This is a genomic window from Streptomyces sp. NPDC059256, from assembly GCF_042753785.1.
In the GTDB taxonomy this organism is placed as follows: domain Bacteria; phylum Actinomycetota; class Actinomycetes; order Streptomycetales; family Streptomycetaceae; genus Streptomyces.
The window spans coordinates 1-21449 of sequence record NZ_JBHYZO010000028.1 but is presented as its reverse complement, the minus strand read 5'-3'; the positions used below and the strand labels follow the sequence as shown (position 1 = coordinate 21449).

General features: G+C 67.2%; 21 protein-coding genes and 3 pseudogenes. 15 read left to right on the top strand and 9 right to left on the bottom strand.

Annotated elements, in window-relative coordinates; all coding sequences use genetic code 11:
- The 3 genes from ACFXJL_RS31900 to ACFXJL_RS31890 form a co-directional block, all read right to left on the bottom strand.
- On the bottom strand, positions 1-1602 hold the full coding sequence (locus ACFXJL_RS31900) for a gamma-glutamyltransferase family protein (RefSeq protein ID WP_384698279.1): 1602 nt from the start codon (positions 1600-1602) through the stop codon (positions 1-3).
- A gap of 84 nt (positions 1603-1686) precedes the next feature.
- A complete protein-coding gene (locus ACFXJL_RS31895; protein WP_358878506.1) occupies positions 1687-2430 on the bottom strand; it encodes a FadR/GntR family transcriptional regulator in 744 nt (247 codons plus the stop codon).
- A 107-nt stretch (positions 2431-2537) separates the two neighbouring features.
- Positions 2538-3032 carry a RidA family protein gene (locus ACFXJL_RS31890; protein WP_358878505.1) on the bottom strand — a complete coding sequence of 165 codons (495 nt, stop codon included), beginning with the start codon at positions 3030-3032 and terminating at the stop codon, positions 2538-2540.
- 162 nt (positions 3033-3194) lie between these two features.
- On the opposite strand from ACFXJL_RS31890, the gene ACFXJL_RS31885 reads away from it, so the two are divergent.
- Together ACFXJL_RS31885 and ACFXJL_RS31880 are read left to right on the top strand one after the other, a co-directional pair.
- Positions 3195-3980: a YoaK family protein gene (locus tag ACFXJL_RS31885; protein WP_384698275.1), complete on the top strand. Its 786-nt coding sequence runs from the start codon at positions 3195-3197 to the stop codon at positions 3978-3980.
- A gap of 200 nt (positions 3981-4180) precedes the next feature.
- Positions 4181-5866 carry a hypothetical protein gene (locus tag ACFXJL_RS31880; RefSeq protein ID WP_358878503.1) on the top strand — a complete coding sequence of 562 codons (1686 nt, stop codon included), beginning with the start codon at positions 4181-4183 and terminating at the stop codon, positions 5864-5866.
- A 257-nt stretch (positions 5867-6123) separates the two neighbouring features.
- Here ACFXJL_RS31880 and ACFXJL_RS31875 read toward each other — a convergent pair whose 3' ends face one another.
- Positions 6124-8577, bottom strand: coding sequence for a SpaA isopeptide-forming pilin-related protein (locus tag ACFXJL_RS31875; protein ID WP_384698272.1), 2454 nt, complete (start codon positions 8575-8577; stop codon positions 6124-6126).
- Between the two features lie 442 nt (positions 8578-9019).
- Between ACFXJL_RS31875 and ACFXJL_RS31870 the strand changes: the two are divergent.
- Together ACFXJL_RS31870 and ACFXJL_RS31865 are read left to right on the top strand one after the other, a co-directional pair.
- Positions 9020-9202: pseudogene (locus ACFXJL_RS31870) on the top strand (aldehyde dehydrogenase family protein); the annotation flags it as partial.
- A 229-nt stretch (positions 9203-9431) separates the two neighbouring features.
- Complete coding sequence (locus ACFXJL_RS31865) at positions 9432-9575, top strand: hypothetical protein (protein ID WP_384698398.1); 144 nt, start codon at positions 9432-9434, stop codon at positions 9573-9575.
- 255 nt (positions 9576-9830) lie between these two features.
- Here ACFXJL_RS31865 and ACFXJL_RS31860 read toward each other — a convergent pair.
- From ACFXJL_RS31860 to ACFXJL_RS31850, 3 genes and pseudogenes are all read right to left on the bottom strand, one after another.
- Positions 9831-9985, bottom strand: a pseudogene (locus ACFXJL_RS31860) (site-specific integrase); the annotation flags it as partial.
- Between the two features lie 223 nt (positions 9986-10208).
- Entirely contained in the window at positions 10209-12152 is a 1944-nt protein-coding gene (locus tag ACFXJL_RS31855) for an esterase-like activity of phytase family protein (RefSeq protein WP_384698269.1), read from the bottom strand.
- Positions 12149-12520, bottom strand: a complete 372-nt coding sequence (locus ACFXJL_RS31850) for a hypothetical protein (RefSeq protein ID WP_384698266.1) — start codon at positions 12518-12520, stop codon at positions 12149-12151. The genes ACFXJL_RS31855 and ACFXJL_RS31850 overlap by 4 nt, the downstream gene beginning before the upstream one ends.
- Positions 12521-12649: 129 nt before the next feature.
- Between ACFXJL_RS31850 and ACFXJL_RS31845 the strand changes: the two genes are divergently transcribed.
- The 10 genes and pseudogenes from ACFXJL_RS31845 (at position 12650) to ACFXJL_RS31800 (ending at position 20107) form a co-directional block, all read left to right on the top strand.
- Positions 12650-13366 carry a transposase gene (locus tag ACFXJL_RS31845; RefSeq protein ID WP_384698395.1) on the top strand — a complete coding sequence of 239 codons (717 nt, stop codon included), beginning with the start codon at positions 12650-12652 and terminating at the stop codon, positions 13364-13366.
- Between the two features lie 42 nt (positions 13367-13408).
- The gene (locus ACFXJL_RS31840; RefSeq protein WP_384698263.1) at positions 13409-14107 is read left to right on the top strand and encodes an endonuclease/exonuclease/phosphatase family protein; all 699 of its coding nucleotides are present in this window, start codon (positions 13409-13411) and stop codon (positions 14105-14107) included.
- A 240-nt stretch (positions 14108-14347) separates the two neighbouring features.
- Positions 14348-15781: a caspase domain-containing protein gene (locus tag ACFXJL_RS31835; protein WP_384698260.1), complete on the top strand. Its 1434-nt coding sequence runs from the start codon at positions 14348-14350 to the stop codon at positions 15779-15781.
- A 1-nt stretch (position 15782) separates the two neighbouring features.
- Positions 15783-16205, top strand: coding sequence for a hypothetical protein (locus ACFXJL_RS31830; protein ID WP_384698257.1), 423 nt, complete (start codon positions 15783-15785; stop codon positions 16203-16205).
- A 37-nt stretch (positions 16206-16242) separates the two neighbouring features.
- Complete coding sequence (locus ACFXJL_RS31825; protein WP_384698254.1) at positions 16243-16746, top strand: SUKH-4 family immunity protein; 504 nt, start codon at positions 16243-16245, stop codon at positions 16744-16746.
- Between the two features lie 77 nt (positions 16747-16823).
- Positions 16824-17666 carry a hypothetical protein gene (locus ACFXJL_RS31820; protein ID WP_384698251.1) on the top strand — a complete coding sequence of 281 codons (843 nt, stop codon included), beginning with the start codon at positions 16824-16826 and terminating at the stop codon, positions 17664-17666.
- Between the two features lie 850 nt (positions 17667-18516).
- Positions 18517-18777 carry a hypothetical protein gene (locus ACFXJL_RS31815; protein WP_384698248.1) on the top strand — a complete coding sequence of 87 codons (261 nt, stop codon included), beginning with the start codon at positions 18517-18519 and terminating at the stop codon, positions 18775-18777.
- A 50-nt stretch (positions 18778-18827) separates the two neighbouring features.
- A pseudogene (locus tag ACFXJL_RS31810) lies at positions 18828-18977 on the top strand (epimerase); the annotation flags it as partial.
- A gap of 99 nt (positions 18978-19076) precedes the next feature.
- Entirely contained in the window at positions 19077-19544 is a 468-nt protein-coding gene (locus tag ACFXJL_RS31805) for a winged helix-turn-helix domain-containing protein (RefSeq protein ID WP_384698245.1), read from the top strand.
- Positions 19541-20107 (top strand): transposase, encoded by a 567-nt coding sequence (locus ACFXJL_RS31800; protein ID WP_384698242.1) that lies wholly within the window; start codon positions 19541-19543, stop codon positions 20105-20107. Before ACFXJL_RS31805 ends, ACFXJL_RS31800 begins: the two co-directional genes overlap by 4 nt.
- 126 nt (positions 20108-20233) lie before the next feature.
- On the opposite strand, the gene ACFXJL_RS31795 is transcribed toward ACFXJL_RS31800, so the two are convergent.
- On the bottom strand, positions 20234-20521 hold the full coding sequence (locus tag ACFXJL_RS31795) for a hypothetical protein (protein ID WP_384644944.1): 288 nt from the start codon (positions 20519-20521) through the stop codon (positions 20234-20236).
- Between the two features lie 68 nt (positions 20522-20589).
- On the opposite strand from ACFXJL_RS31795, the gene ACFXJL_RS31790 reads away from it, so the two are divergent.
- On the top strand, positions 20590-20889 hold the full coding sequence (locus tag ACFXJL_RS31790) for an alpha/beta fold hydrolase (RefSeq protein ID WP_384698238.1): 300 nt from the start codon (positions 20590-20592) through the stop codon (positions 20887-20889).
- A gap of 34 nt (positions 20890-20923) precedes the next feature.
- Here the strand turns inward: ACFXJL_RS31790 and ACFXJL_RS31785 are convergent, their stop codons facing one another.
- Positions 20924-21343 (bottom strand): VOC family protein, encoded by a 420-nt coding sequence (locus ACFXJL_RS31785; protein ID WP_384698235.1) that lies wholly within the window; start codon positions 21341-21343, stop codon positions 20924-20926.
- Positions 21344-21449 lie beyond the last annotated feature (106 nt).

Sequence of the window (21449 nt, the reverse complement as noted above, 5' to 3'; positions counted from 1 at the left end):
TCAGGTGTTGGACGCCGTGGCGGAGCCGTCGCTGCGGGGGTCGGTCGCCGCCTGGAAGCAGCCCTCGGGGGTGCGGCGTACGAGTTGCCCGTGGCCGACCTGTTCGTCCAGGTCGCCCAGGATCTCGGTGCGACGGCCGTTGCCTCGCAGGGCTGCCACGGCGACGTCGGGCATGGTGCTCTCCGCGGAGGCCACCCCGGCGGGCTCGTCGACTCCGAGGCCGCCGATCACCCAGCGGGGGCGAGCGAGCGCGGTCGCCGGGTCGTCGCCCGCGTGGAGGCGCAGGGCGAGCTGGGTGTGGATCTGAGGCTGGGCCTTTCCGCCCATGGTGCCGTGGGCGCCGGTTACGGTGCCGTCCCGGCGGGTGAGGACCGGCATCAGGGTGTGCGCGGGCCTTCGGCCGCCGGTCAGGCGGTTGGGCGAGTGGGGGGCGAGGTCGAAGAAGGAACCCCGGTTGTGCAGGACGATGCCGCTCGCCGGGTCGAGGATGCCGGAGCCGAAGCTGTGGAACAGGCTCTGGATCAGCGAGACCGCGTACCCCTCCTCGTCGGCGGCGACCACGGCGACGGTGTCACCACTGGGTCGTGCCGCAGCCGCCCGCTGGGCCGGCCCGGTCTGTGGGCGGGGGCGCGGCCGGGCGAGGATCTCGGCGGCGAGCGCGTCCAGATGTGCCGTGCCGAGGAGTTCGTCGACGGGCACCGGTACGTGCCGCGGGTCGGCGAGGTGGGTTTCGCGGTCGCGGGTGATCGCGTCGAAGACCTGGGCCGTCAGATGGGCGTCGGCACCGAGGAGATCAGCGTCTGACGGCAGGCGCTCGATGAGCCCGAGGGCCTGGAGCAGATGCAGGCCCTGGGAGTTCGGCGGGGCCGTCAGATACTCCTCGCCGCGGAAGACGGCGGACAGTGGCGGAGTCGTTTCGGTGGTGTGGCGGGCGAGGTCGTCCATGGTGATCGGGGAGCCGAGTTCACGCAGCCGGGCGACCACACTGGCGCCGAGAGCCCCTTCGTAGAACGCTTTCGGACCGTCCGAGGCCAGTTGCGCCAGCGACTCGGCGAGCGCGCTCTGGCGCAGGGTCTCCCCTGCGGTGAGCGGCTTGCCACCGGGGAAGAAGACGGCACGCATACCGTCGTCACCGAGCAGTTCACGGGCTTCCTCGCGCAGCGCGGTGGCCACACCGGGAGCAGTGGGAACTCCGTTGCGGGCGTAGGCGATGGCCTGGGTGAAGAGCTGCTGCCAGGGCAGTTGACCGGCGAGTTCGGACAGGGTGGCCCAGCCGGCCACGACGCCGGGGACGGTCACGGAGTGGGGGCCGGTCACCGGCATCAGCGGACCCTGCAAGGCGTCCGGATCGGCGGCGAGCGGGGCGGCGCCGCTGCCGTTGACGGCGATCACCTGTCCGTCGGGCAGGGCGACGAGCGCGATGAGGTCGCCCCCCACGCCGCACTGGTGCGGGTAGACGACGGTGAGGACGATCGCCGCGGCGAGTGCCGCGTCGACGGCGTTGCCTCCATCACGCCGGATGGCGTCGCCCGCATCGGTGGCCAGGGCATGGGGGGTGGCCAGGCCGTACGAACGGGTCTGGGTGGGCAGGGGCTGGGGCATGGTGAGGGCTTTCCTGAGTACGGCGGCGGACGCCTGGTACGGCGCGAGTGAACGGACAGGTGGGGCGCGTTCCCTGATCAGTGATCAGGACGGCGTCGGGGGGTCGTCGAGCCCACGGCCGAGCGCGCCGATGATCATGCCCTGGACCTCACTGAGGTGGTCGGCCATGGCCTGCGCGGCAGCGTCGCTGTCGTGGCTGATGAGGGCCGTGAGGATACGGCGGTGTCCCCGCAAGGAGGCGGCCAGACGTTCGGTGCTCTGATACGCGGGGTCGCGCGACGGTCCCACCCACTCATTGGTGGCTTCGAGGAGCCGGGTGAGCATGGGGTTGTGGGCCGCCCGGGCGACGGCGACATGGAACTCACCGTCCAACTCGATGAGCGCGGCCAGATTCTCCCGGTCGCGTTCACGATCGGCCCGGGAGAGCAGTTCGGCGAGCTGTTGGAGATCGCTTTCGGTGGCGCGCACCGCCGCCCGCGCTGCGACGGGGGGTTCGACGGCCGAGCGCAGATCCATGACCTCGTGCACCAGACGCGCGGCGTTGGTCATGTCACCGAGCTGACGGGGGTGCAGGTCGGGCCGGTTGACACCGGTGACGATGGTGCCCCGGCCGGGTTTGCGGTCCACGAGCCCGCGCAGTTCCAGCTCCCGCAGTGCCTCACGTACGGAGGTGCGGGAGATGCGGAGTTCCTCGGCCAGCTCACGCTCGGCCGGGATGCGCTCGCCGGGAGCCAGCCGCCCCTCCTCGATCAGTCCTTGGAGCCGTCCGGCGAGCCGGTGGGGCCCGAGACTGGCCTCGGGAGCGATCAGGGTCCAGTCGATGGGCACCGGGTGACCTTTCGTCGGATCGGGTGGGTGAGGGACCTGCGCCTCGGGGTCGCCGCGTTGCGCCGGGGCTGTCCCGGCACGGCGCGGCGACCCCGGGCGCTGCGGTGTCAGTCGTTGAACTCGACGGTGAGCCAGTTCTCGAAGCAACTGCGCCGGGCCAGGCTCATCACGCCGATGGTGGCGCGGCCACCGAGTCCCGCCTCGGGACCGAAGACATCACGGAAGAGGTCGGTGGAGCCCGATGACACCTTGTGCACGTCTTCGAATTCCGGGGTGGTGACCACGAAACACAGCGAGCGTACAAGGGAAGTCACGCGGTTGAGCGAGCCGAGGGCCAGCCGTATCCCGCCCAGGCAGTTCAATGCGGTCAGCCGAGCGGCCTCGTACCCCTCATCGATGGTGACGTCCGCCCCGAGGCGCCCGGGGTGGCGGACGTTGCCGTCCGCGTCGTCCGCGGTGTGCCCTCCCAGGAACAGCAGGTTGCCGCTGATGTGGTGGGGCTTCATCGAGCCGTAGTCGCCGCCGTAGTAGGGCCGGGCGGAGAAGTCGGGGATGACGAGACCGAGTTCACGAACGCGGCTCTCGGGGTCTGTGTACGCCATGTGCTGTGCCTTCGGTGATCGAGCGGCCCTGCCGGTGGGCCAAGATAGTCAGATGGTCCGACCAAGTTGGTTTATTGTTCGTACACGTATTCCCCCCTGTCAACCCCTTTCGCCGCCCGGTCGCCGTGCGGCGACGGCCACCGACATGAAGGGCCACCCAGCGTGCTCACTCACCCCGGCGATCTCCCGTCCGGCCCTGCCGTCCCCGGCGAAGCTGCCCAGAAGCCGCAGGCGGGCGGGCCCTCGACCCCCGCCCCCACACGGCCCGCAGGCCGGGGGGACAAGCTGCTCGCCGATCTCCTCCCGCTCCTGCTGACCGTCGCCGCCGGCGCCACGGACGCCCTGGCCTACCTCGGTCTCGGGGGCGTCTTCACCGCCAACATGACCGGCAACCTCGTCCTGTTCGGCATCGCGGGGGCGCACGACATCGATCTCTCCGTCGCCCGCGCCTCGGCCGCCACACTCGCGTTCACGGCCGGCCTGATCCTGACCTTCCGGCTCACCCGCGACCTGCCCACCGGCGGCCTGTGGCCGCGCCGCATCTCGGGCACCCTCGCCATCAGCCTGCTGTGCCAGGTGGCCTTCCTCGCCGGCTGGATCGCCGTCGACGCCCGTCCGGGCAAGGTGTGGGACATGGCGCTCGTCGCGCTCTCGGCACTGGCGATGGGCATCCAGACCGCGTGCGCGCGACGGGTCGCCGTCGCCGGGATCACCACCACGTTCGTCACCGGCACGCTGACCGCGATGGCCGAATCGGCCGCGGGCGGCTCCGCCCGGCACCTCATACGCCGCCTCTGCGTCCTGCTCGCGTTGGTCGTCGGCGCCCTCGGGGGCGCCTTCGTGCTGAGCCGGCAGCCGACCGCCGCGGCGGCGATCGCCCCGGTGCTCGTCGCGATCACACTGCTGCTGGCAGCCCGACTTCATCGGGTGCAACGAAATCCGCAGTAAGAAGGCCGATCCAATGATGATTTCCCTTGAATCTGCGGAAAATCCACCCGAGACCGTTGACAAACAGGTTCAACGACCCTGAGCTTGGCCACACGAGGCCGCCCTTGCCGGAGGGCCTCAAGGCCGACCAAGCCGCCCCGCGTCGTTCTCGTACGACGCCCCCGCCCCGCTGCCCGGCGGCCTTCCCCCAAGGACTTCCCGTGACTTCTTCACGTGCGGACGTCTCTGCCCCCGTCCCCCTCGATGTCTCCTACACCGACGACCCCCGTGTCGTGAAGGAGGCGACGAACGAGGACTACTCCACCCATATCGTTCCACTCACCTGGCGCAGTGGCCGCCTATCGCTGACCATGACCTGGTACGCGCTGGTCAGCGGCATGTTCTACCTGGTCACGGCCGCCACGCTGGCCGTGACGGTCGGCACCGTCAACACCCTGATCGGCATCCTGCTCGCCGTCGCCGTCTTCGGAGCGGTCAACTACTTCTTCTCCGCCTACGCGGCCCGCACCGGACTGACCGTGGCCCTGATCTCCCAACGGGTCTTCGGGTACGTCGGCTCCGTACTCGCCCCGCTCGTCCTGGCGGCGACGGCCATCTACTACGCCGTCTTCGAGGGCTCCGTCATCGCCCACGCCCTCCATGCCTATACCGGTGTCCTCGACATCAAGGTCTGGTACGCGATCTCGATCCTCAGCAATGTCCCCATGGCCATCGGCGGGGTACGGCGCTGGCTCGACAAGTTCAACGGGGCACTGCTGCCGCTGTACTGGACCGGCCTGATGATCGTGATCATCCTCGCGGTACGGGAGTACCCGCCCTCCGGCTGGCTGACCCACACCCCCGACATCACCCCCGACCTCGGGGCTCCGGGCTGGATGTACGCGTTCTTCGTCTACATGGGCGTGTTCGTGTTCATGATGTACACGATCGACTTCGGCCGCTTCGGCAAGCCCAAGGACAGCCGCTACCACGGCGTCGTCACCTTCGGCCCCGTCTTCTACCTCTTCTGCTACTTCATCAACGGAATGATCGGCATCTTCCTGGTCCTGGTCGCCAACAAGGCGGGCGCACCGACCGAGACGGCGATCGGCGACACCATCGTTGGCCTGATGGGCGTGTGGGGACTGGGCGTGGTCTGGCTGACCCAGTCACGGATCAACACCGCCAACTACTACGTGGCCTCGACCAACCTGGAAGCCACGATCGCCCGGCTCTTCCACATCCGCATTCCACGAGTCGCCGCCCTCGCGTTGGCCAGCATCGTCACCTACCTGATCATGCTCACCGATGTGCTCAGCTACGTGCTCACGGCACTCGCATGGCAGGGCGCGTTCGTCGTCGGATGGGTCGGCATCATGCTCACCCACATCGTCCTGCACCTCCAGGGCGACCGTGACGGCCTGCCCGAGTTCCGCCCCGGACGCGTCGCCACCATCGCGCCGGGAGCCGTGGTGTGGCTGGTGTCCTCGCTCACCGGCATCATGGTTCTCGAATTCACCGGCACCTTCGGCACCACCTGGTCCTCGCCGCTGACCTTCGTCCTCAGCATCGTGCTCTACCTGCTGGCGCTGCGCGTCGCCAACTCCCCCGTGCTGCGCCGGGGACACGACCCCCGGGACGAAGTCGACGACATCTGGGAGACACGGGTGCGCTGCCACCGCTGCGACCACTCCTACATCGCAGCGGAGATGGACCGCGACCCCTCCGCCGAGGGCAGCCCGGCGATCTGCGCGGACTGCGGAGGCCGCAGCCGCACCTTCCGCCGCGCGGTCCTCGCCGAGGCGAGGGCCCTCCGCAGCACGTCCACCCACGGCGGTCACACCGGGACCGGGGGCGGCACGGGCGCACCCGACACCTCCGAACCGGCCGCGGCAGGTACCTCGTAGGGCTTAGTCGGGCAGTGTCACAACTGTCACGGGCCGGTCGCCTAGCAGGCGCCGGCCCGGGCGGTGATGAAGTGCCGCAGGAGCAGAAGGACCCGGTGGAAGGTCAGGCCCTGGCGGGAACGTCGAGCAGGCCAGCCGGCAGGGAGTGTGTTCGCTGTGGTTGCGCAGAAGCCCCATTAACCGCCCTACGGAGGTGGTAGAGGAGAGGGCGCGGGTTCCCATGGTGGCGGGTCCGCGCCCTCGATCAGGCGGGCCGGTCAGAGGCTCAACCAGCCCTTGCCGCCCTTCTTGCCCTTTCCTGGTTCGCTGCGCTTGTTGGTGACGGTCACGGTGATGGGCTGGTCAACGTTGTCCGCGGTGATCTCGTAGGGTCCGCTGACGGGGTCGGCGGGGAGGCGGTATCCGTCGGGGGCGTCGGTCTCCAGTACGTAGTACTCACCGGTCGGCAGGCCGGCGAAGGTGCAGGCGCCGGCCTGGTCGGTGGTGCAGCTGTTGCCGATCTCGGTGTCGGCGGGGGTGGTGTCTGACGCACGGGTCTGGAGTCCGGCGATGCCGTTGGTCTCCTCCCAGAGTTCGAACACGGCGCCGGCCAGCGGATCGCCGTTCTTCTTGTCGATCTTGCGAATCTTGATCTTGCCCTGTTGGGGGGTGACGATGATCGTCACGGTGGCGGGGTCGCTCGCGATGGTGTCCCCGGCGGGGTCTTCTCCCGCTGCCTGGGCGCGGTTGGCGACCTCGCCTGCCTGGCCGTCGGCTTCGGTGATGACGTAGCTTCCGCGGCAGGTGGTGGAGCTGCCCGGGGCGAGGGTGGTCGCGTCGCAGGTGATGTCGGTGACGTGGTCGTCGATCACACGCACACCGGTGAGGGGTTGGCCGCCGCTGTTGGTCACCGTGTAGGTGTATTCGACGGTGTCGCCTACGAGGTAGGGGCCGGGGTCGGTCACCTGCTTGCGCAGGGTGATCGCGGGGCCTCCGGTGATGGGGATGGTGGCTTGGGCCGGCGGCGAGGTGACCGGTCCGCCGGGCGCGGTGCCGGTCGCTGTGGCGATGTTGGTGACCGATCCAGCGTCCACATCTGCCGCGGTGATGGTGTATGTGCCTTGGCAGGTGGTGCTGTCGCCGCTCTCGCCTGCCGGCTCCAGGGTGGTCGCGTCACAGGTGATGCCCGTGACGCGGTCGTCGTTGACCTGAACTCCGGTCACCTGCTGACCGCCGGTGTTAGTCACCGTGTACGCATACCCGACCTGGGTGCCGACCGTGTAGGGGCCTGGGGTCGTGACCTGCTTCTCGATGCTGATCCTGGCCGGCCGGGCGATGGGCACGGTCTCGCTGGAGGGCGGGGAGACGACAGGATTGCCTCCCGATGTGCCGCTGGCGGTCGCGGTGTTGTCGATCGACCCAGCGGCCACGTCCTGTGCTGTGACCGTGTAGGTCGCCGTGCAGGTGACGGTCTCGCCGACCGCCAGGGTGGTGACCGGACAGCTCACCGGCCCGATCTTGGGGTCGGTCACCACCAGCTGGGTGATGGTCGCTCCACCGGAGTTGGTGACCACGAAGTCGTAGGGGACCTCGGTGCCCTCCTCCAGCACGCCGGGCAACGGCTGGTGAACCTGTTTGACCAAGTTGAGCGCGGGCAACGGCTGATCGGTGTGGACGGACACATTGCGGATCAGGTGCACATCCGTGAACAGCCCGGTGGAGCCCGCGAAGCCGAACTTGTAGGTGTCCGGCACCGGCACAGGCGCCGGAGTGGCGATCACCTGCTGGAAGCCCTCGCCATCGTTGAAGTCGATGGCGACGGTGAGCACCGGATTCGGCGCCGGGGTCAGATGCACGTTCACCCGACGCCGAGAGGGCTCCAGCGCGGCTTCCGCCTCAGCGGGCGTCGCATCCGGGGGCAGGACCGTCAGCGGCCCCTGCAGTTCACCGGGCAGCGTCGAGGGCCATGGGCCCGTGGTGGAGAAATTGCTCGTGGTCGCGGTGAGGAAGCAGTAGCCGAAGATGCCGTCGCCCGGACCGCGGACGGTCACCATGTTGGCACCGGGGGCCGGGATGCGGAACTCCGTACCGGCCGGGGAGCGCTGCGCACAGCCGTTGCCGCGCTGTTCCCAGTCGCCGAAGTAGTTCCCCAGGACGTCGAGCCCGATGCCGAGATAGCCTCGGTCCACGCCGGGTAGGAAGGCGTTGGCTGGGTTGTCGTCGGGAAGTTTCTGCGCGTATCCGAGGCTGCCGCCGAAGGCTCCCGGGTGGGTGAGCGAGGTGGCTCCGTCGACGAGAAAGAAGGAGATTCCGTCGGCGGGGGTGGCCGGGGTGGTACTGCCGTACTGCCACTGGTCGAAGGTGACGTCCAATCCCTGGGCTGCGGGCAGCGCTTGGTCGTACAGGACCGCTCCGGCCTGGTCGTTGGAGGCGTCGGTCAGCTGAAGGTACCCGTTCGGGGCGCCGCCGGTCGGGGGCACCGGGCCCGTCTGGACCGCGGGACATCCGCCGAGCGGATGGTTACCCGGGCCGGGCGGCGCTGCCGCCGGGGCGCCCGTCAGGCAGGCAGAACCCACCGCGACAAAACTGGGGTCGGCCGAGGCCCCGGTGAACGTCTCCTCCACCAGCGGGGTGGAAACAGCCCGAGGCCGCCCTGACTCCGGGAGGGCAACCGCCTGGACGGTACCCGCAGCCACGACCCCCGCGAGAGCCGCCGCGACAACTGCCGTCACACGCGAAGATCTTCGCCGACGTGTGTCGGGGATCTCTCTTTTTCTGATCATGGTCGCCACAGGTACCGCTGAAGGCAGCACTGCCAAGCAGAACACACCACACCTAGACCCCGAGTCAGTCCAGCGCCACACTCACCACACCCAGACGGCCCACACCCGCCGACAGGCACGAATCCCTGCTGGAGTGGGATGGCTCGTTCAGTAGCAGCGGTGTACCGCCCTGCGCAGAAGGTGCTCGCGCTCCCCCGTCGGGGATATCTCCGTGTGCAAACGCTGCTACCTCGACTTCTGCGAGCCCTTGAGAGTTCCGCGTTGGCCGCGGGCGAGTCGGGCGGCTCAGGCGTCAGTCGGCTCTGGCTGGTGAAGTGAGCTGCCGTTGGTCCCCCAAAGCCGCTCCAGGCAGGCCCACGGCCAAGCCGGATAGAGGTCCGACCGCGTCCAGATCGCCGGGCGGCACCTCAAGAAGGTCGTCCCCGAACTCGGTGGGTCCGATCCCTTCATCCTCCTGTCCACCGACGACCTGGACGGGGACGTCGAATCGGCCGTCGCCGCCCGGCTCGACACCACCGGCCAGACATTCAACGCCGCCAAGCGGTTCGTGGTCGTCAACCACATCCATGACGCATTCCTCGAACGGTTCACCGCCAGACTGCTCGCCAGTGAGACCGGCGAGCCCCTGTCGTCAGCCGCCGCGGCCGAGGACCTGGGCGTCAGGTCGACGCGGCTGGCGCACAGGGAAGCCAACCCCTGCACAGTGCCGGCGCGGCGCGGTGCCTACTTCCCCGCCGGGGTCCTCACCGGTGTTTCACCACCGACCTCACCGGGCCCGAGAAAAACTGTTCGGCCCGGTGGCCATGGTCTTTCCCGCTGTCGACAAGGAGGACGCCGTACGGGTCGCCAACGACACCCCCTACGATCTCGGCTCGTACGCCTTCACCACCGAGCCCACGCAAGTCGAGGGTGTTGCCAACAAGAAGCCCATCAGGACCGTTGCTTGAGATCCTCCCCATCCTGATCGGCTCACGAACCGACAGCGCGACCCGAACCGGTCTCCTCTTCCAGCACCCGGGCGGGAAGGGAGAGCACAAGGACATGGGCATAGCACCGCTGCAACGCTGGACTCAGGACAGTCCAAGTCTCAGAGCGAATCTTCCGTCCAGAAGAGGGCGGACGTGAACGGTCGGCCGGTCATGCGTCCCTTGGCGAGGGCATGGGTGACGAGTCCGGTTTCGTGCCAGAACGCGAGATCCGACGTTGAGGACCTTTACCGCTCCCCCGATGGAACCGGCATGAAGTGCCGGTAGACCTTGAAAGTGATGCCCACGCTTCGGTGTCCCATCCACTCGGCCACATCAGTGATCGGGATGTTGTGAGTGAGGCAGTTCGAGGCGAAGAAGTGGCGGAAGCCATCAGCCTGCGGACTCGGCGCCGGTTATGGGCTTAAGTTCCATCCGGGCCTCGACCAGGGCCGGCCCGGACAACGTCTGCCCGTGCGAATGGGTCGACACCTGTCCCGACAGTTCCAGGAGCTCAGTGCGCAGCCCGCTGCTCTCCTTCGAGTGATGCTGGCGGTGGATCAGCAAGCGGTCTGCGGTTCGAGGCGGGTCCGGGTGGTGGGCGGCGCGAGGTCGTCAGGGGAGTCTGACCGCGAGGGAGTAGATGCGGGTCGACTGGTATCTCGGCCTGCTGTTGTTGTCAGCCACCAGGTACAGGGCGCGTCTGCCTCGGTAGGTTCCGGTTATCGGTGGGCCGAGGGCCATGCCCTCGACGTTCTCCATCAGGGGGTTGGGCTGGCCTTGTCGTTTCTTGAGGTCTCCGGGTGGGCAAGAGGCGAGGTCGAACAGCAGTTCTTTGTCCACGAGCCGGTCCTCGTGTCCCGTGTCGAGGATCTGGCCGTCGACGTTGGTGGCTCCGTCGAGATCGACTTTGTAGACTCTGACGCCGCTGCCGAGTCCGTTCATGTAGCCGCGTTCCAGGGCGAGCAGGCGTGTGTCGTCGACCGCGATCAACTCGGTGAGGTAGTAGCCCTGGTCGGTTGGATAGCCGTACTGGATGCTGGGTGTGTAGTGGCTGCCGGACTCGCCCCGGTAGCTCTGGATGCGCACCCGGTGCGCCCCGCTCTTGCCGTCGTCCCCGAGGAGGGGGCCCTCCATTCCCGCGAAGAGGTGTTTTCCGTCCGGGGTCGCGGTGAGCGATTCGAGGTTGCGGGTACCGTCGGCCCGGCCGCCCGGGGCAGGCGGCGGGCGGAAGACCTTCGGCAGCGGGAGCGGCTCACCGAGCTGCCTGCCGTCGCTCAGCCGGAAGCGCCGGATGGAGGGGCCGCGCTCCTCGCTCACCAAGATCGTTCGGCCGTCGCGTTCGATGACCAGGCCCTCCCCGTCAAACTTGGGGAAGTCCCTGCCTTCGGGCGTGTACAGGGTCCTCGGTTGGTGTCGGACCTCGGGTCTGAGCGTGTGAGGGGCTTCGCGGCCGAGGGTGAGCCGGAAGACATGAGTCCCGCCTTGGTCACGGACCGCGATGGCCTCCGTGCCCTCGCCGGTCAGGGCGAGCGCGGAGAGCTGCTCAATCGCGGTGCCGTTGTATTCATTGGTCCCAGACTCGTCGAGACGGTCGGAGACGTCGAGCAGTACGGCCCGGTCCTGGGAGCCGCAACTGCCCGGGAAGTCACGGGGCTGCGAGGCATGGCGCTCCCACCCGAGGGTGGTGCCCACCCCGAGCCCGGCGCCGGTGAGCAGGATGCCGGCTCCCGCGAGCAGTAGCCGCAGGCGGCTCCAACGGGAGGGAATGGGGACGTGGTTGGCCGGCCGGGGGCAGTTGCGGATGAAGGGGAGGTCGCCGACACCGTTCTGGTCTTGGGCTTGGGGCGCGGGTAGCGGAGGTTGCCGGATCGCGAAGGAGTCCTTGAGGAGCCGGTAGATCTGATTGAGGGTGAGCGTCTCGCGTTCCCCGTGTCCGGGGTCGCCTTGTTGGAGGATGTCGAGGAGCGCTCCGGTGAACGCGGTGTGTGTCTTGAGCAGGGGCGCGTGGGCCCGTTCCCGTTCGGTGGTGGAGGTGAGGACGTAGGAGCCCTCGATCTCGATCTGCCGCCTTCTGGGGACGGTCTCCTCGCCGTCCATCTCACCGAGGGCCTTGCCGCTGTAGCAGCAGTCGAGGACCACGACCCTGCGTTTGACGCTCCCTCTGGCCTCCAGAAGGAGGCCCCGGAGAACGCTGAACGCGAGCGAGGTCTCTCCCCACCCGTGCTTCGATGCCGGCAGTGCCAGATGGAGTTCGTCATCCAGTTCGAGCAACCCATGACCCGCGTAGTAGACGAGGATGGTGTCCTCGGCCTTCTCCACAGCTTCCCGGATGGGGCCGGTCAGCTCTCCCGGAGTGCGTGGATTGGGCACCACCCAGCGCCGATCATCAGGCACCCCCCAGATCCCGGGATCCCCAAGGGCCCGGTCGAGGTCCTCCACATTGCGTCGTACGGAGCGCAAATCTGGAAGGGACTCGTAGGTATCGACGCCGATCAGGACGCAGGCTGAGCGGGCGGGGTCGATCCGGGGAACGGAGGCCGTGTCGCCCGCTGTCACCGGGCGCCCGCGGGGGTGTCGTCGTCGTGGAGCTGTTCCAGGGCCCGCCGGATCCTCTCCTGGTCGCGGAGGTCGGCGGCGGTGAGCGTGACGGTGATGCCCCCGCGTCGGAAGGTGACCGAGGTACGGGCGGCGTGGGCGTCCCGCCAGGCGGCGACGGCCACGGCGAGGGCGCCGTACTGCGCCACGGTGTCACAGACGAAGCGGACGGTGTCGAGTCCGCCACCCATGTCTTCGGGTCCGGGGGCCGTCCGCAGGTCCGTGATGACGATGCCGGCAGACCGCAGCTCTGCGTCGGCGCGCCGCAGCCACGCACGCAGAGAGCGGAACTCCCTGGAGGGATTTTCCACGACCAAGTCGATGTTCATGTTGTGCCCCAAAGGCGCTCGGTGTCGCGGTGGACGCTGCCAGAGTTGTCTGGCCGCCACGCGGGTTCACCGGATACGCCACCCCTTCGTGCAGTGCCGAAGGTTCGACGCAAGCTGATTCGGGTGACCATGGCCGAGGGCTCAGCCTTCTGGGAATGGGCCGCCCTCGAATCCTCTCCCAGGGAAGAGGGGCTTGACTTGCTCATCTGGTGTACCTCGGGATCGTGCCGGAGGTTCTTCACTGCTCGGCAACCGAGTCAAGCCGTGTCCCCTGCACGCACGATCGAAGTGAGTTTTAGTCTCTGTCGGCGGCCAGGCCATGCATCTCTGCACCGGCCTAGGCGGTGTTTGATGCCTCTTGTCTGGAACGGTGGATCAGCGCCGTTCCGGGCAGGAGTTCCGGTCATGGTGCGTCGGCATGAACTGACGAATCCTCAGTGTGAGTGCATAGCATCGTTGTTGCCGGAAATCGGCGGGCCGGGTGGTCGGTGGGCTGATCACCGGACCACCGTCAACGGGGTGTTCTACCGGACACGGACCGGGATTCCCTGGCGTGACCTGCCCGAACGCTACGGATCTTGGCAGACCGTCTACGAACGCCACCGCCGCCGGTCGGCCGACGGCACATGGTTGAAGATCCTGCGAGCGTTGCAGGCCGGCGCCGGTGCCACCGCGTCGGACGTGGACGGCTCGTGGGCGGTCAACACTGACTCCACCACCTGTCGGGCCCACCAGCACGCGGCCGGAGCCCGGCACGACCCGCCGACCGACCACCCCGAAAAAGGGGCGGAACCCGTGTGGACCCAGAGGGGCGCGAGGCCCTGGGACGCTCTCGGGGCGGACTGACCACGCGCGTCATTCCCCTCCTGGTCGAAAGCGGTCGTCTCGGTGGACGGCACCGAGGTCGCGGCGGACTCCGGGCATCTGGAGTACCGCTACTACGTCAACTACCTGCCGCGCGGCTACGGCGGCGGCACGCCATCACCCCTGGAGACCTCCAAGTACGGCTGGGGCGAGATCCCGACCGGCCCAATCACCGATGCCGCGTTGAGCCGTGTGATCAGCGCGGCATCGGGGCGCACCAAGGTGACGCGGACGGTGCTTGCGGACGCGGCGAAGGAGCGGGCCAAGGGCCGGCTGACGCTGCTGGCCGGTGACTTCAACGAGCCCTCGCACCGGGACTGGACCCACCGGACCCGAAACCTGTTCGACCACAACGGCACCGTCATCAACTGGTCCACAACGAGGGCGATCGAGGACGCCGGATTCCGTGACAGCTATCGCGTGATCCACCCGGACCCCGTCCACCAGCCGGGCTTCACCTGGCCGAGCGACAATCCGGGCGCCGACGTCAGTCAACTCACCTGGGCACCGAGAGCCGACGAGCGGGACCGGATCGACTTCGTCTTCTACCACCCCGACCGGCGGATCCGCCTACTCGACAGCGTCATCGTCGGACCGTCCAGCACCATCGTGCGCAACAAACGAGTGAAGGAAACGGGCAGAGAAAGATTCTGGGAGCCCACCTGGACCTGGCCAACCGACCACAAAGCCCTCCCCAGCACCTTCCGCCTAACCACCCGCTGAGCAGGCCCGCGCCCGGCCAAGCTCGCTTCCTCAAGAAGACCGCCGACCCCGAAGGGATGACCGCAGCGAACCTGCGGGCTCATCGACGGGAGCCAAGGAGTATCGAACTGCCTCTGAGGGTTGGACAGGAGTATCGCTGACAGCACCGTCCACCTTCGTCACCAACTAGCTTGATTTTACCTGTGGTTGACGTTGTCCCGGCCTATGATTAACGCTCGTCGCGCAACGGGCGGAGGGCGCATGCGCAGGGCGAAAGGCTTCTGGCGCGACGGCGCCGCAGTGATCGTCGGGGTCCACACGTACGATCACATGACGGACGTTGATTCGATCCGCAACAACCTTCTTGACCTACACGCATTGCTCACCTCCCCGAATTTCGGAATTCACGAGGATAGATGCTTCGTTGTTGACAATCCGACCGGCGCGCGAAGCGTGCACGATGCTATTGAGAAAGCGGTCAACTCAGGGGCCCGAAGTATAGTCTTCTACTACGCGGGGCACGGTGTCGCCCATGGCACAAGCGGTCGACTCCTGTTGTCACTTGCCGATTCCCGTGCACATGCATACTTCACGTACTTGAAGTTCGATGATCTCCGTGAGCAGATCGCCGAGTCGGGATTCGACAGGCGCCTAGTGATACTAGACTCCTGCTATAGCGGGGCGGCACTGGACACTCTATCGCTGGACACCTCCGGATCTCTGGCTATCAAGGGCACCTACGTTATGGCCTCTTCGGATGCGACGGTGGAGTCCGCCGCCCCGCCCGGAGCCCAGTACACCACCTTCACCGGAACCCTCCTCCACTTCCTCCGTACCGGTCTGCCTGGTGGCCCGAAGGTCATGGATGCCGAGTCCCTGTACTTGGCTGTTAGGGGAGCCCTAGAAGAACGGGGTCATGCACAGCCCGTCCGCCAAGCCCGCGGTGAAGGCGCACAATTACTCCTGCTACTCAATCCCGCGTACGTCGAAGCCCCTGCCTTCAGCGACCGCTCGGGCCAGCCGATCATTCCGAGCCCGGCCACACCGCCAGAGGACTACTTCCGCCAGCACACGGTGCCGCCCTCCAGTCGATGGACACCGCTCAGAAGAGTTGCGGCCGTGCTGGCAGTCCTCTTCGACATTGTGGCTGCTATCGGGTTCCTGGGTCCGGTAGATGGACTGGCCCCAGCAATCATTATTGCCGGGGCGCTACTATTCCCCCTCTCATGGGACGCGCTCCGTTTCGATGGCGGCAGTCAACCCTCAAAAAGCAACTTCGGTTGGCGACCAGCTTCTCGGCTCGCTGTTGTGACGCTGATCCACGCCGGGTGCCTCACCCTGTGGGGCCTGGCTGAAGATCACCCCCCTACCTACGAAACGGCCGGCGCCGCAACAGGAAGCCTTTTCGTCCTGATCCTCTGCAACACTCTGATGCGCATCCATCGAAAAGGGGAACCCATCTCCTTGAGTGGAGGTTCGGGAACTCCACGATCTTTGCGTGTCGTCTTCGTTTCGTGGGGGTCAGCATCGCTTGCCTGTTTCCTCTTCAGTGCGTTCTCTGCAAGCGGCGAATCAAAGGAGGCAGTAGCGGCCAGTGACACGCTTATGAACGTGGCATTCGTGGGGGGTCTCGGGCTGGCGTCGGCCTACGCGCTCCAGTCGTTCATCTATCGCCGCCTACTGAAGGGAAAATGAGATGGGGCAGGAGATCGTTCTGGAGTCGCCCACGACGGACCCACGAGCGGCCGATTCGCTGCGCCGGTGGCTAGTCCGGGATGGAGCCGCACTTCGCGCTACATATCGAGCGGGCGGTCCGGTACGGGAGGGAGTCCTCGCCGATGCTGTAGCGGTGGTAGCCATCGTCATCTCCGGTGTGCTCGCGCTGCCAGCGGCCATCGATTCCGTTCGCCGCTGGTTCGCGACCCAGCCCCCTTCGACCGGGCCGATCATCCTGCGACGGGGAGCAGTTACGATCGAAATCTCGGGTAGCGAGGACGTGGAGACCCTCGGTCGATACGTCCGGCTGCTGGAGGCCACGGAGCCGAACACCGACAGCCGTTTGACTGATGGCAGTTCATCCCCACCGCCGCCCGCACCCGGGGACGCAGCTCAGGAATGAGGGTAGCCCCCGCCGCCCACCCCTTGCGCAGGCCGGGGTGGACGGCGACGGGGTGGTTGAGATGGCGTTCGCCGGCGACGGAGCTCTGGATGCTGGCGGCGGCCACAGCGCGGTGAGCATCAGACCAAGCCTGTTCCTCTCACGCGTCGACGCCACCAACCCCCAACAGGACCCGGATCTCCTCGGCGAACGGCGCACACAACAGCAGCGCCACTGCTCGCCAGAATCCAAGCAATGGCTCTTCAGCGGCAACTTCATCGGCTACTTCCTCGACTCCCTCATAGCCTGCGACCCCACGACCGACATCATCTACGCCTTCCCGGAGGGCACCGATCGGTACCTCCCGATCCACCGGGATGCAGAGTCACTCGTCTACTCCCTGTGCGCACTACAGGAGTTCCGAAAAGAGAGGCACACCACCGAGGACGCACTCGCTCTGCAAACGCGTTCAAAGATCGAAGACTTCGACGATCTTCCCTTCCACGACCCTGGCTCAGAATGCGGCATCATTCTTGAGGAGATCGCCGAGGGAGCATGGTGACGGAGACAGCAGGTTCCCCAGGCACAGCACATCGCAACACGTCACTGAAGCCGCCACGGCCCCAAGGATGGCCCTCGATGAGTACGGCAAACGACGACCGTATCGCCCTCGACCTCCTCGACGCCCACCTGGAATGCCTGTGGCGGGCAGCCTGCGAACTTGAGCGGGGAAACCGGGCCGTCGTCCCCGAGGTACCGCGCGGGCTGGGCGGGCCCGCTGCGGACGATGCGGCCACGGAACTCCTGCGTTGGGGGTACGGAGAACTGACCCGCATCCCGCGCTCACCGGCCGACGTGTTCGCCCGCAGCGTCGGCAGCTCACTCATGGAACTGCGGCGGCGCCGAAGCCCCTGGAACGCGGCGGCCCTGCGCCTGCTGGAGGACCCGTACGTCTTCCTCGCCACCGGCCCGCGCCAGCACAAGGACTGGGCCGAGGACGTGCTCCAACTGATGCACCGTGAGGTCCCGGACCCACGCGGGTGGCTACGGATCGACGCCGACCGCAACAACAACGCCCGCAACGACGTGCCTGCGTACCCCTTCGAGCCGCCGCCCGCCGCCGGGTTGCGGGACCGCCTCCACCCGCTGGAGCCGACGGGGGCGGTCACCGCGCTCGCCGTCATGGCGGAGGAGTGGGGCGACGACCGCCCCGTCCGGGACCGGCCTGAGCGCGACGCCCTGCTGGCCGACGCACAGTTCCTGCTGGACCGCTACAGCCCGGACGCCCAGTTCTGGACAAACGCCCTGGACGCAGCCTCGGACCCCGCCCGGGACTTCGTCCAGGCCGGCCTCAAAGGGACGAGGGTCCACGGGTTCATCACATGCGAGTACATCAACGGGCTCGACCTGCTCGAAGAACTGGGCCTCATCGCCGTGTCAGACAACGAGGTCGGCGTCTTCTGGTCCATCGGCGCGTACTAACACCCACTCCCCAGGCACGCAGACCCGTCCAACGCCCTGACATGTCACTCCTGGGCGGATTCATCCGGTCATCTGATCGTTGGACCGGGTGTGCCGTTGGCTGATGCCCAGGGGCGCAGATCGAGCCCTCGTCGCCTGATGGGACACCGCAACACGGTGACCAGTGGTGGATCACGATGCGATCCCCTGGAAGGCGGTATCGCAGATGAGACGCACACGGCTCGGCCTGCGACCGCCCCTGGGGCAAGCTGGAGGTCCTCTCAACAACTGTGGTGGCGTTGGCAGTCGTGGTCCCGACAGGCCAGGTGGCCGCTGCGCTTCGGGCTCGATCACCGGGTGTGGCTGTTCGCGCTGATTGTCGTTTGCCAGCGGGGCCATCGGGCGAGCGGCCGTATCGCCACCCAGACAGCGTGACCGTCGCCCGGCACAACGGCCGGACGATGCGTCACATCACAAGGGAGCAAACGTTGCCTGATCCGGCACTAGCGGGACGGGACTGGCGGAACGGGACTGGCGACGATCTGCATCATCCCCCCGGAGAGCACCCGCTACGCACCCACGCGAACACTCTCGTACCTGCAGAAGGTGCTGGCGGCACGCTACTCGTGGTCGAACAGTTCGAGGAGGTCTTCACCCTCTGCCACGACCTAGCAGAGCGGATTGCGCCTATTGACCGGCTTCTTGCGGTCACAGTGCCGGGACCGAGCAGTCGTGTTGCAGGTAGTGGTGGCCGTGCAAGCCGACTTCTACAGCTGCTTCCCGCGGGACTAGACCCCCCAGTCCGTTCTCCCAGGCCCAGGCGGCGACGCGTGCCCCTCTCCTGTGCCCATGGTTGTCCTAGGATCGGGCGATGGGATTCCGACGGGACGTCAGAGCGCAGAACATCCGCACGGCAGCAGAGGACCGGATGAAGACCGGGCACAAGATCTTCGCCCACCGACTTCAGATACCGAGCGAATCGCGGGACAACATGAGCGTGCTCGCCGACGCGATTGAGGACGTCGAAGTGCTCGGCTGGGCACTGGACAGGATGGAACCCGATCCCTTCGTGGGCGAGAGCGCGATCGGTACCAATGCCTCGTGGCTGCTCGTCTTCCGCTCCCGGATCTGAGCCATCGCCTGGCCCGACCGTGCAGTCGGCGTCGGAGCTGCTCTACGCGGGGTGTACCGGTGGGTCTCCCTGCGGCCAAGTGGATGGCGGAGGTCGATGCGTTCGCTCTGCGTTCCGACACCGAACTGCTGCTGACGAGCCGTCGCGTTGTCACGGGCCGACTGGCCCAGGCAGGCTCCGACTCTCAGTACCGCTACTGATCTTTTCGTAAGTTGGTGGGTGTGGTGGGCATGTGGGTGGAGGCTGTTGGGGTGGCGTATCAACCTTCCCCTTCGGTTGCTGGCTTCTCCCTTTCTCCTTTGTCGCGACCTCAGTTGGCGGAGGCGTGGCGTGTTCGGGCGGTCGAGTTGTTCGAGGGCGGTGTCTCGAATGCGGAGATCGCGCGGGCGGTGGGGGTGTGTGCCGAGAGTCTGCGGCGTTGGCGTCGGGTGCGGGAGGAAGGCGGTGCTTCGGCCCTGCGCCGGCGTTCGGCCACCGGACGTCCGCCCAAGCTGGACGACGCCCAGGTCGAGATGGTCCGGGCCGCGTTGGAGCAGGGTGCCCGGGCTCATGGTTTCGAGGCTGACCTGTGGACCTTGGAACGGGTCGGCGTGGTCGTGGAGCGGGTGACGGGGGTGGTGTTGTCGAGGGCGTCGGTGTGGCGGTTGCTGACCGGTCGGCTGGGATGGAGTCTGCAACGGCCGGAGCGTCGGGCCGTCGAGCGGGACGAGTCGGAGATCGCCCGCTGGATCGCACACGAGTGGCCGCGCATCAAAAAGGGGCCGTGAACACACGTGCCTGGATCGTGTTCCTCGACGAATCAGGCGTCTGGCTGCTCCCTCAGATCCGCCGCACTTACTCACCCCGGGGTCGGCCCCCGCTGCTGCGGCACCGGCTGAACTGGAAGCGGGCGTCGATGGCCGGAGCCTTGGGATACCACGCCACCGACCCTGCCCGCGGGGCCCGCCTGTGCTTCCACCTCAAGCCCGGCAGCTACGACACCGCCGGGCTCATCGAGGTCCTTGAGCAGATGAAGGTGTTCTACCGCAGTGAGCGGGTGGTCCTGGTCTGGGACGGCCTGTCTGCCCACTGGAGCAGGGCGATGCGGGCCTGGGTAGCCGAACAGGACTGGCTCACCCTGGAACGACTACCCGCCTATGGTCCCGAGCTGAATCCGGTGGAACTCTTGTGGTCCTCACTCAAGAAACGTGAACTCGCCGATGTTGCCGACGCCACCGAGCAGGACATCCACCGCATCAACGCCAACTCACAACTGCCATGGTCATTCCTCGCCCACACCGGCCTGACCATCCACCCACCACACTCACCGAACTTACGAAAAGATCAGTAGTGCCGGACACTCGGGCCCTGGCGGGCCTGGCTCAGCCACTGAGCTCATGCCCCTTGGGCCGTCTCCTTGTGATGGTGCCCGGTTGTCGGAATCCGTCGTCATGGCCCCGGCCGGAGCCGTGACGTCTCAGCCGAACGAATTCCGGAACGTCTCTTCGAATGCGGCCTGCACAACGGCCTCGACGGATTCCCAGCTCAGGTTGTGCTGCTCGGCCTGGCCCTCCAGCTCTTCCTTCACTTCGTCCCAATGCCACTCGTACCAGAAGCCGACATCGTTGGCGACTGACTCCCAACCTCCCGATTGCCGGTGCGAAAAGTCGCCACCCCGCCCTTCCGCCTCCTCGCGTGCCACGCCGACCAGTTCGGCCATGGCCGCCGACTCGGCGTTCGATTCTCTCTGCAGGTGTTCTTCCATGACTCCACTCTGATTTCTTCAGCTCGAACGGCTCGTCCTCGCCTCCCCCGCCGCCACGAGAAGGGCTGGTGGAGTGGATGACCCTCGTCGCCCTGCACTCACGCCCCAGCGGGGCACCCGCCAAGGCCGAACCACGAACCAGGCGGTGTCCGCGGCTGGCCGTCACAGGAGCCCACGACGTCTTCCTCCCACCTCAACGACTGCGCCGCGCGGTCCGCGACAACCTCGGAACCGAGCTACAGGTCATCACCCATACCGTGCACCTCCTCGTCGAGGAACACCCCGAACTCCTCGCCAACCTGGCCAGCGCCAACCCCAGTTCCGCCAAAGAAGGCACCAGCGACGGAGACGCCGGAACAGCACGGTAGACCGTCGGGCAGGCGGAGAGCCGCGCACCTGCTGTTATGCCGATGGCCCGGTCAGTTGCGCGGCGATGATGATGTTGCCGTACAGATCGGCGAAGTGCAGGGACCGACTGGTGTCGTCCTCCTGCTCGCTCCAGACGCGTGCCCCGTGCTCGTGTAGTCGTCTGCTGACGTGGTCCAGGTCGTCGGTGTACAGGACGAGCAGGGGCTGGCCGCCGCACTGCTGGCCGATCAGCTCGCGTTCTCGGTCCGTGGTGGCCGTCATTAGCCACAGCCCGGCCGGTTCCTGGCTGGGCAGGCCGAGGTGCAGGTAGCGGTAGCCGTCGGTGGCCTGGTCATGCAGCACGGTGAAGCCCAGGACATCCCGGTAGAACGCCAGAGCCTCATCGGTATCGGCGACCAGGACCACCACACGGCCCAGTGCGGAGAACAGGGGTACCTCGAAGGAACGAGTCATGGCACGGACCTTAGGAGCTGTTCGAGGTTCGGATCTTCGTGACGCTCGCTGATGGGTTCGGTGGGGCTGGTAGAACTCGGGTGTGGCGCGTTTCGATGTGACGGAT

Coding starts and splice junctions, on each gene's coding strand:
- ACFXJL_RS31865 (WP_384698398.1), top strand. CDS start 9,432: ATGGTCTTTCCCGCTGTCGACAAGGAGGACGCCGTACGGGTCGCCAAC.
- ACFXJL_RS31835 (WP_384698260.1), top strand. CDS start 14,348: ATGCGCAGGGCGAAAGGCTTCTGGCGCGACGGCGCCGCAGTGATCGTC.
- ACFXJL_RS31820 (WP_384698251.1), top strand. CDS start 16,824: ATGAGTACGGCAAACGACGACCGTATCGCCCTCGACCTCCTCGACGCC.
- ACFXJL_RS31795 (WP_384644944.1), bottom strand. CDS start 20,521: ATGGAAGAACACCTGCAGAGAGAATCGAACGCCGAGTCGGCGGCCATG.
- ACFXJL_RS31815 (WP_384698248.1), top strand. CDS start 18,517: ATGGGATTCCGACGGGACGTCAGAGCGCAGAACATCCGCACGGCAGCA.
- ACFXJL_RS31830 (WP_384698257.1), top strand. CDS start 15,783: ATGGGGCAGGAGATCGTTCTGGAGTCGCCCACGACGGACCCACGAGCG.
- ACFXJL_RS31900 (WP_384698279.1), bottom strand. CDS start 1,602: ATGCCCCAGCCCCTGCCCACCCAGACCCGTTCGTACGGCCTGGCCACC.
- ACFXJL_RS31785 (WP_384698235.1), bottom strand. CDS start 21,343: ATGACTCGTTCCTTCGAGGTACCCCTGTTCTCCGCACTGGGCCGTGTG.
- ACFXJL_RS31890 (WP_358878505.1), bottom strand. CDS start 3,032: ATGGCGTACACAGACCCCGAGAGCCGCGTTCGTGAACTCGGTCTCGTC.
- ACFXJL_RS31850 (WP_384698266.1), bottom strand. CDS start 12,520: ATGAACATCGACTTGGTCGTGGAAAATCCCTCCAGGGAGTTCCGCTCT.
- ACFXJL_RS31845 (WP_384698395.1), top strand. CDS start 12,650: ATGGCCGAGGGCTCAGCCTTCTGGGAATGGGCCGCCCTCGAATCCTCT.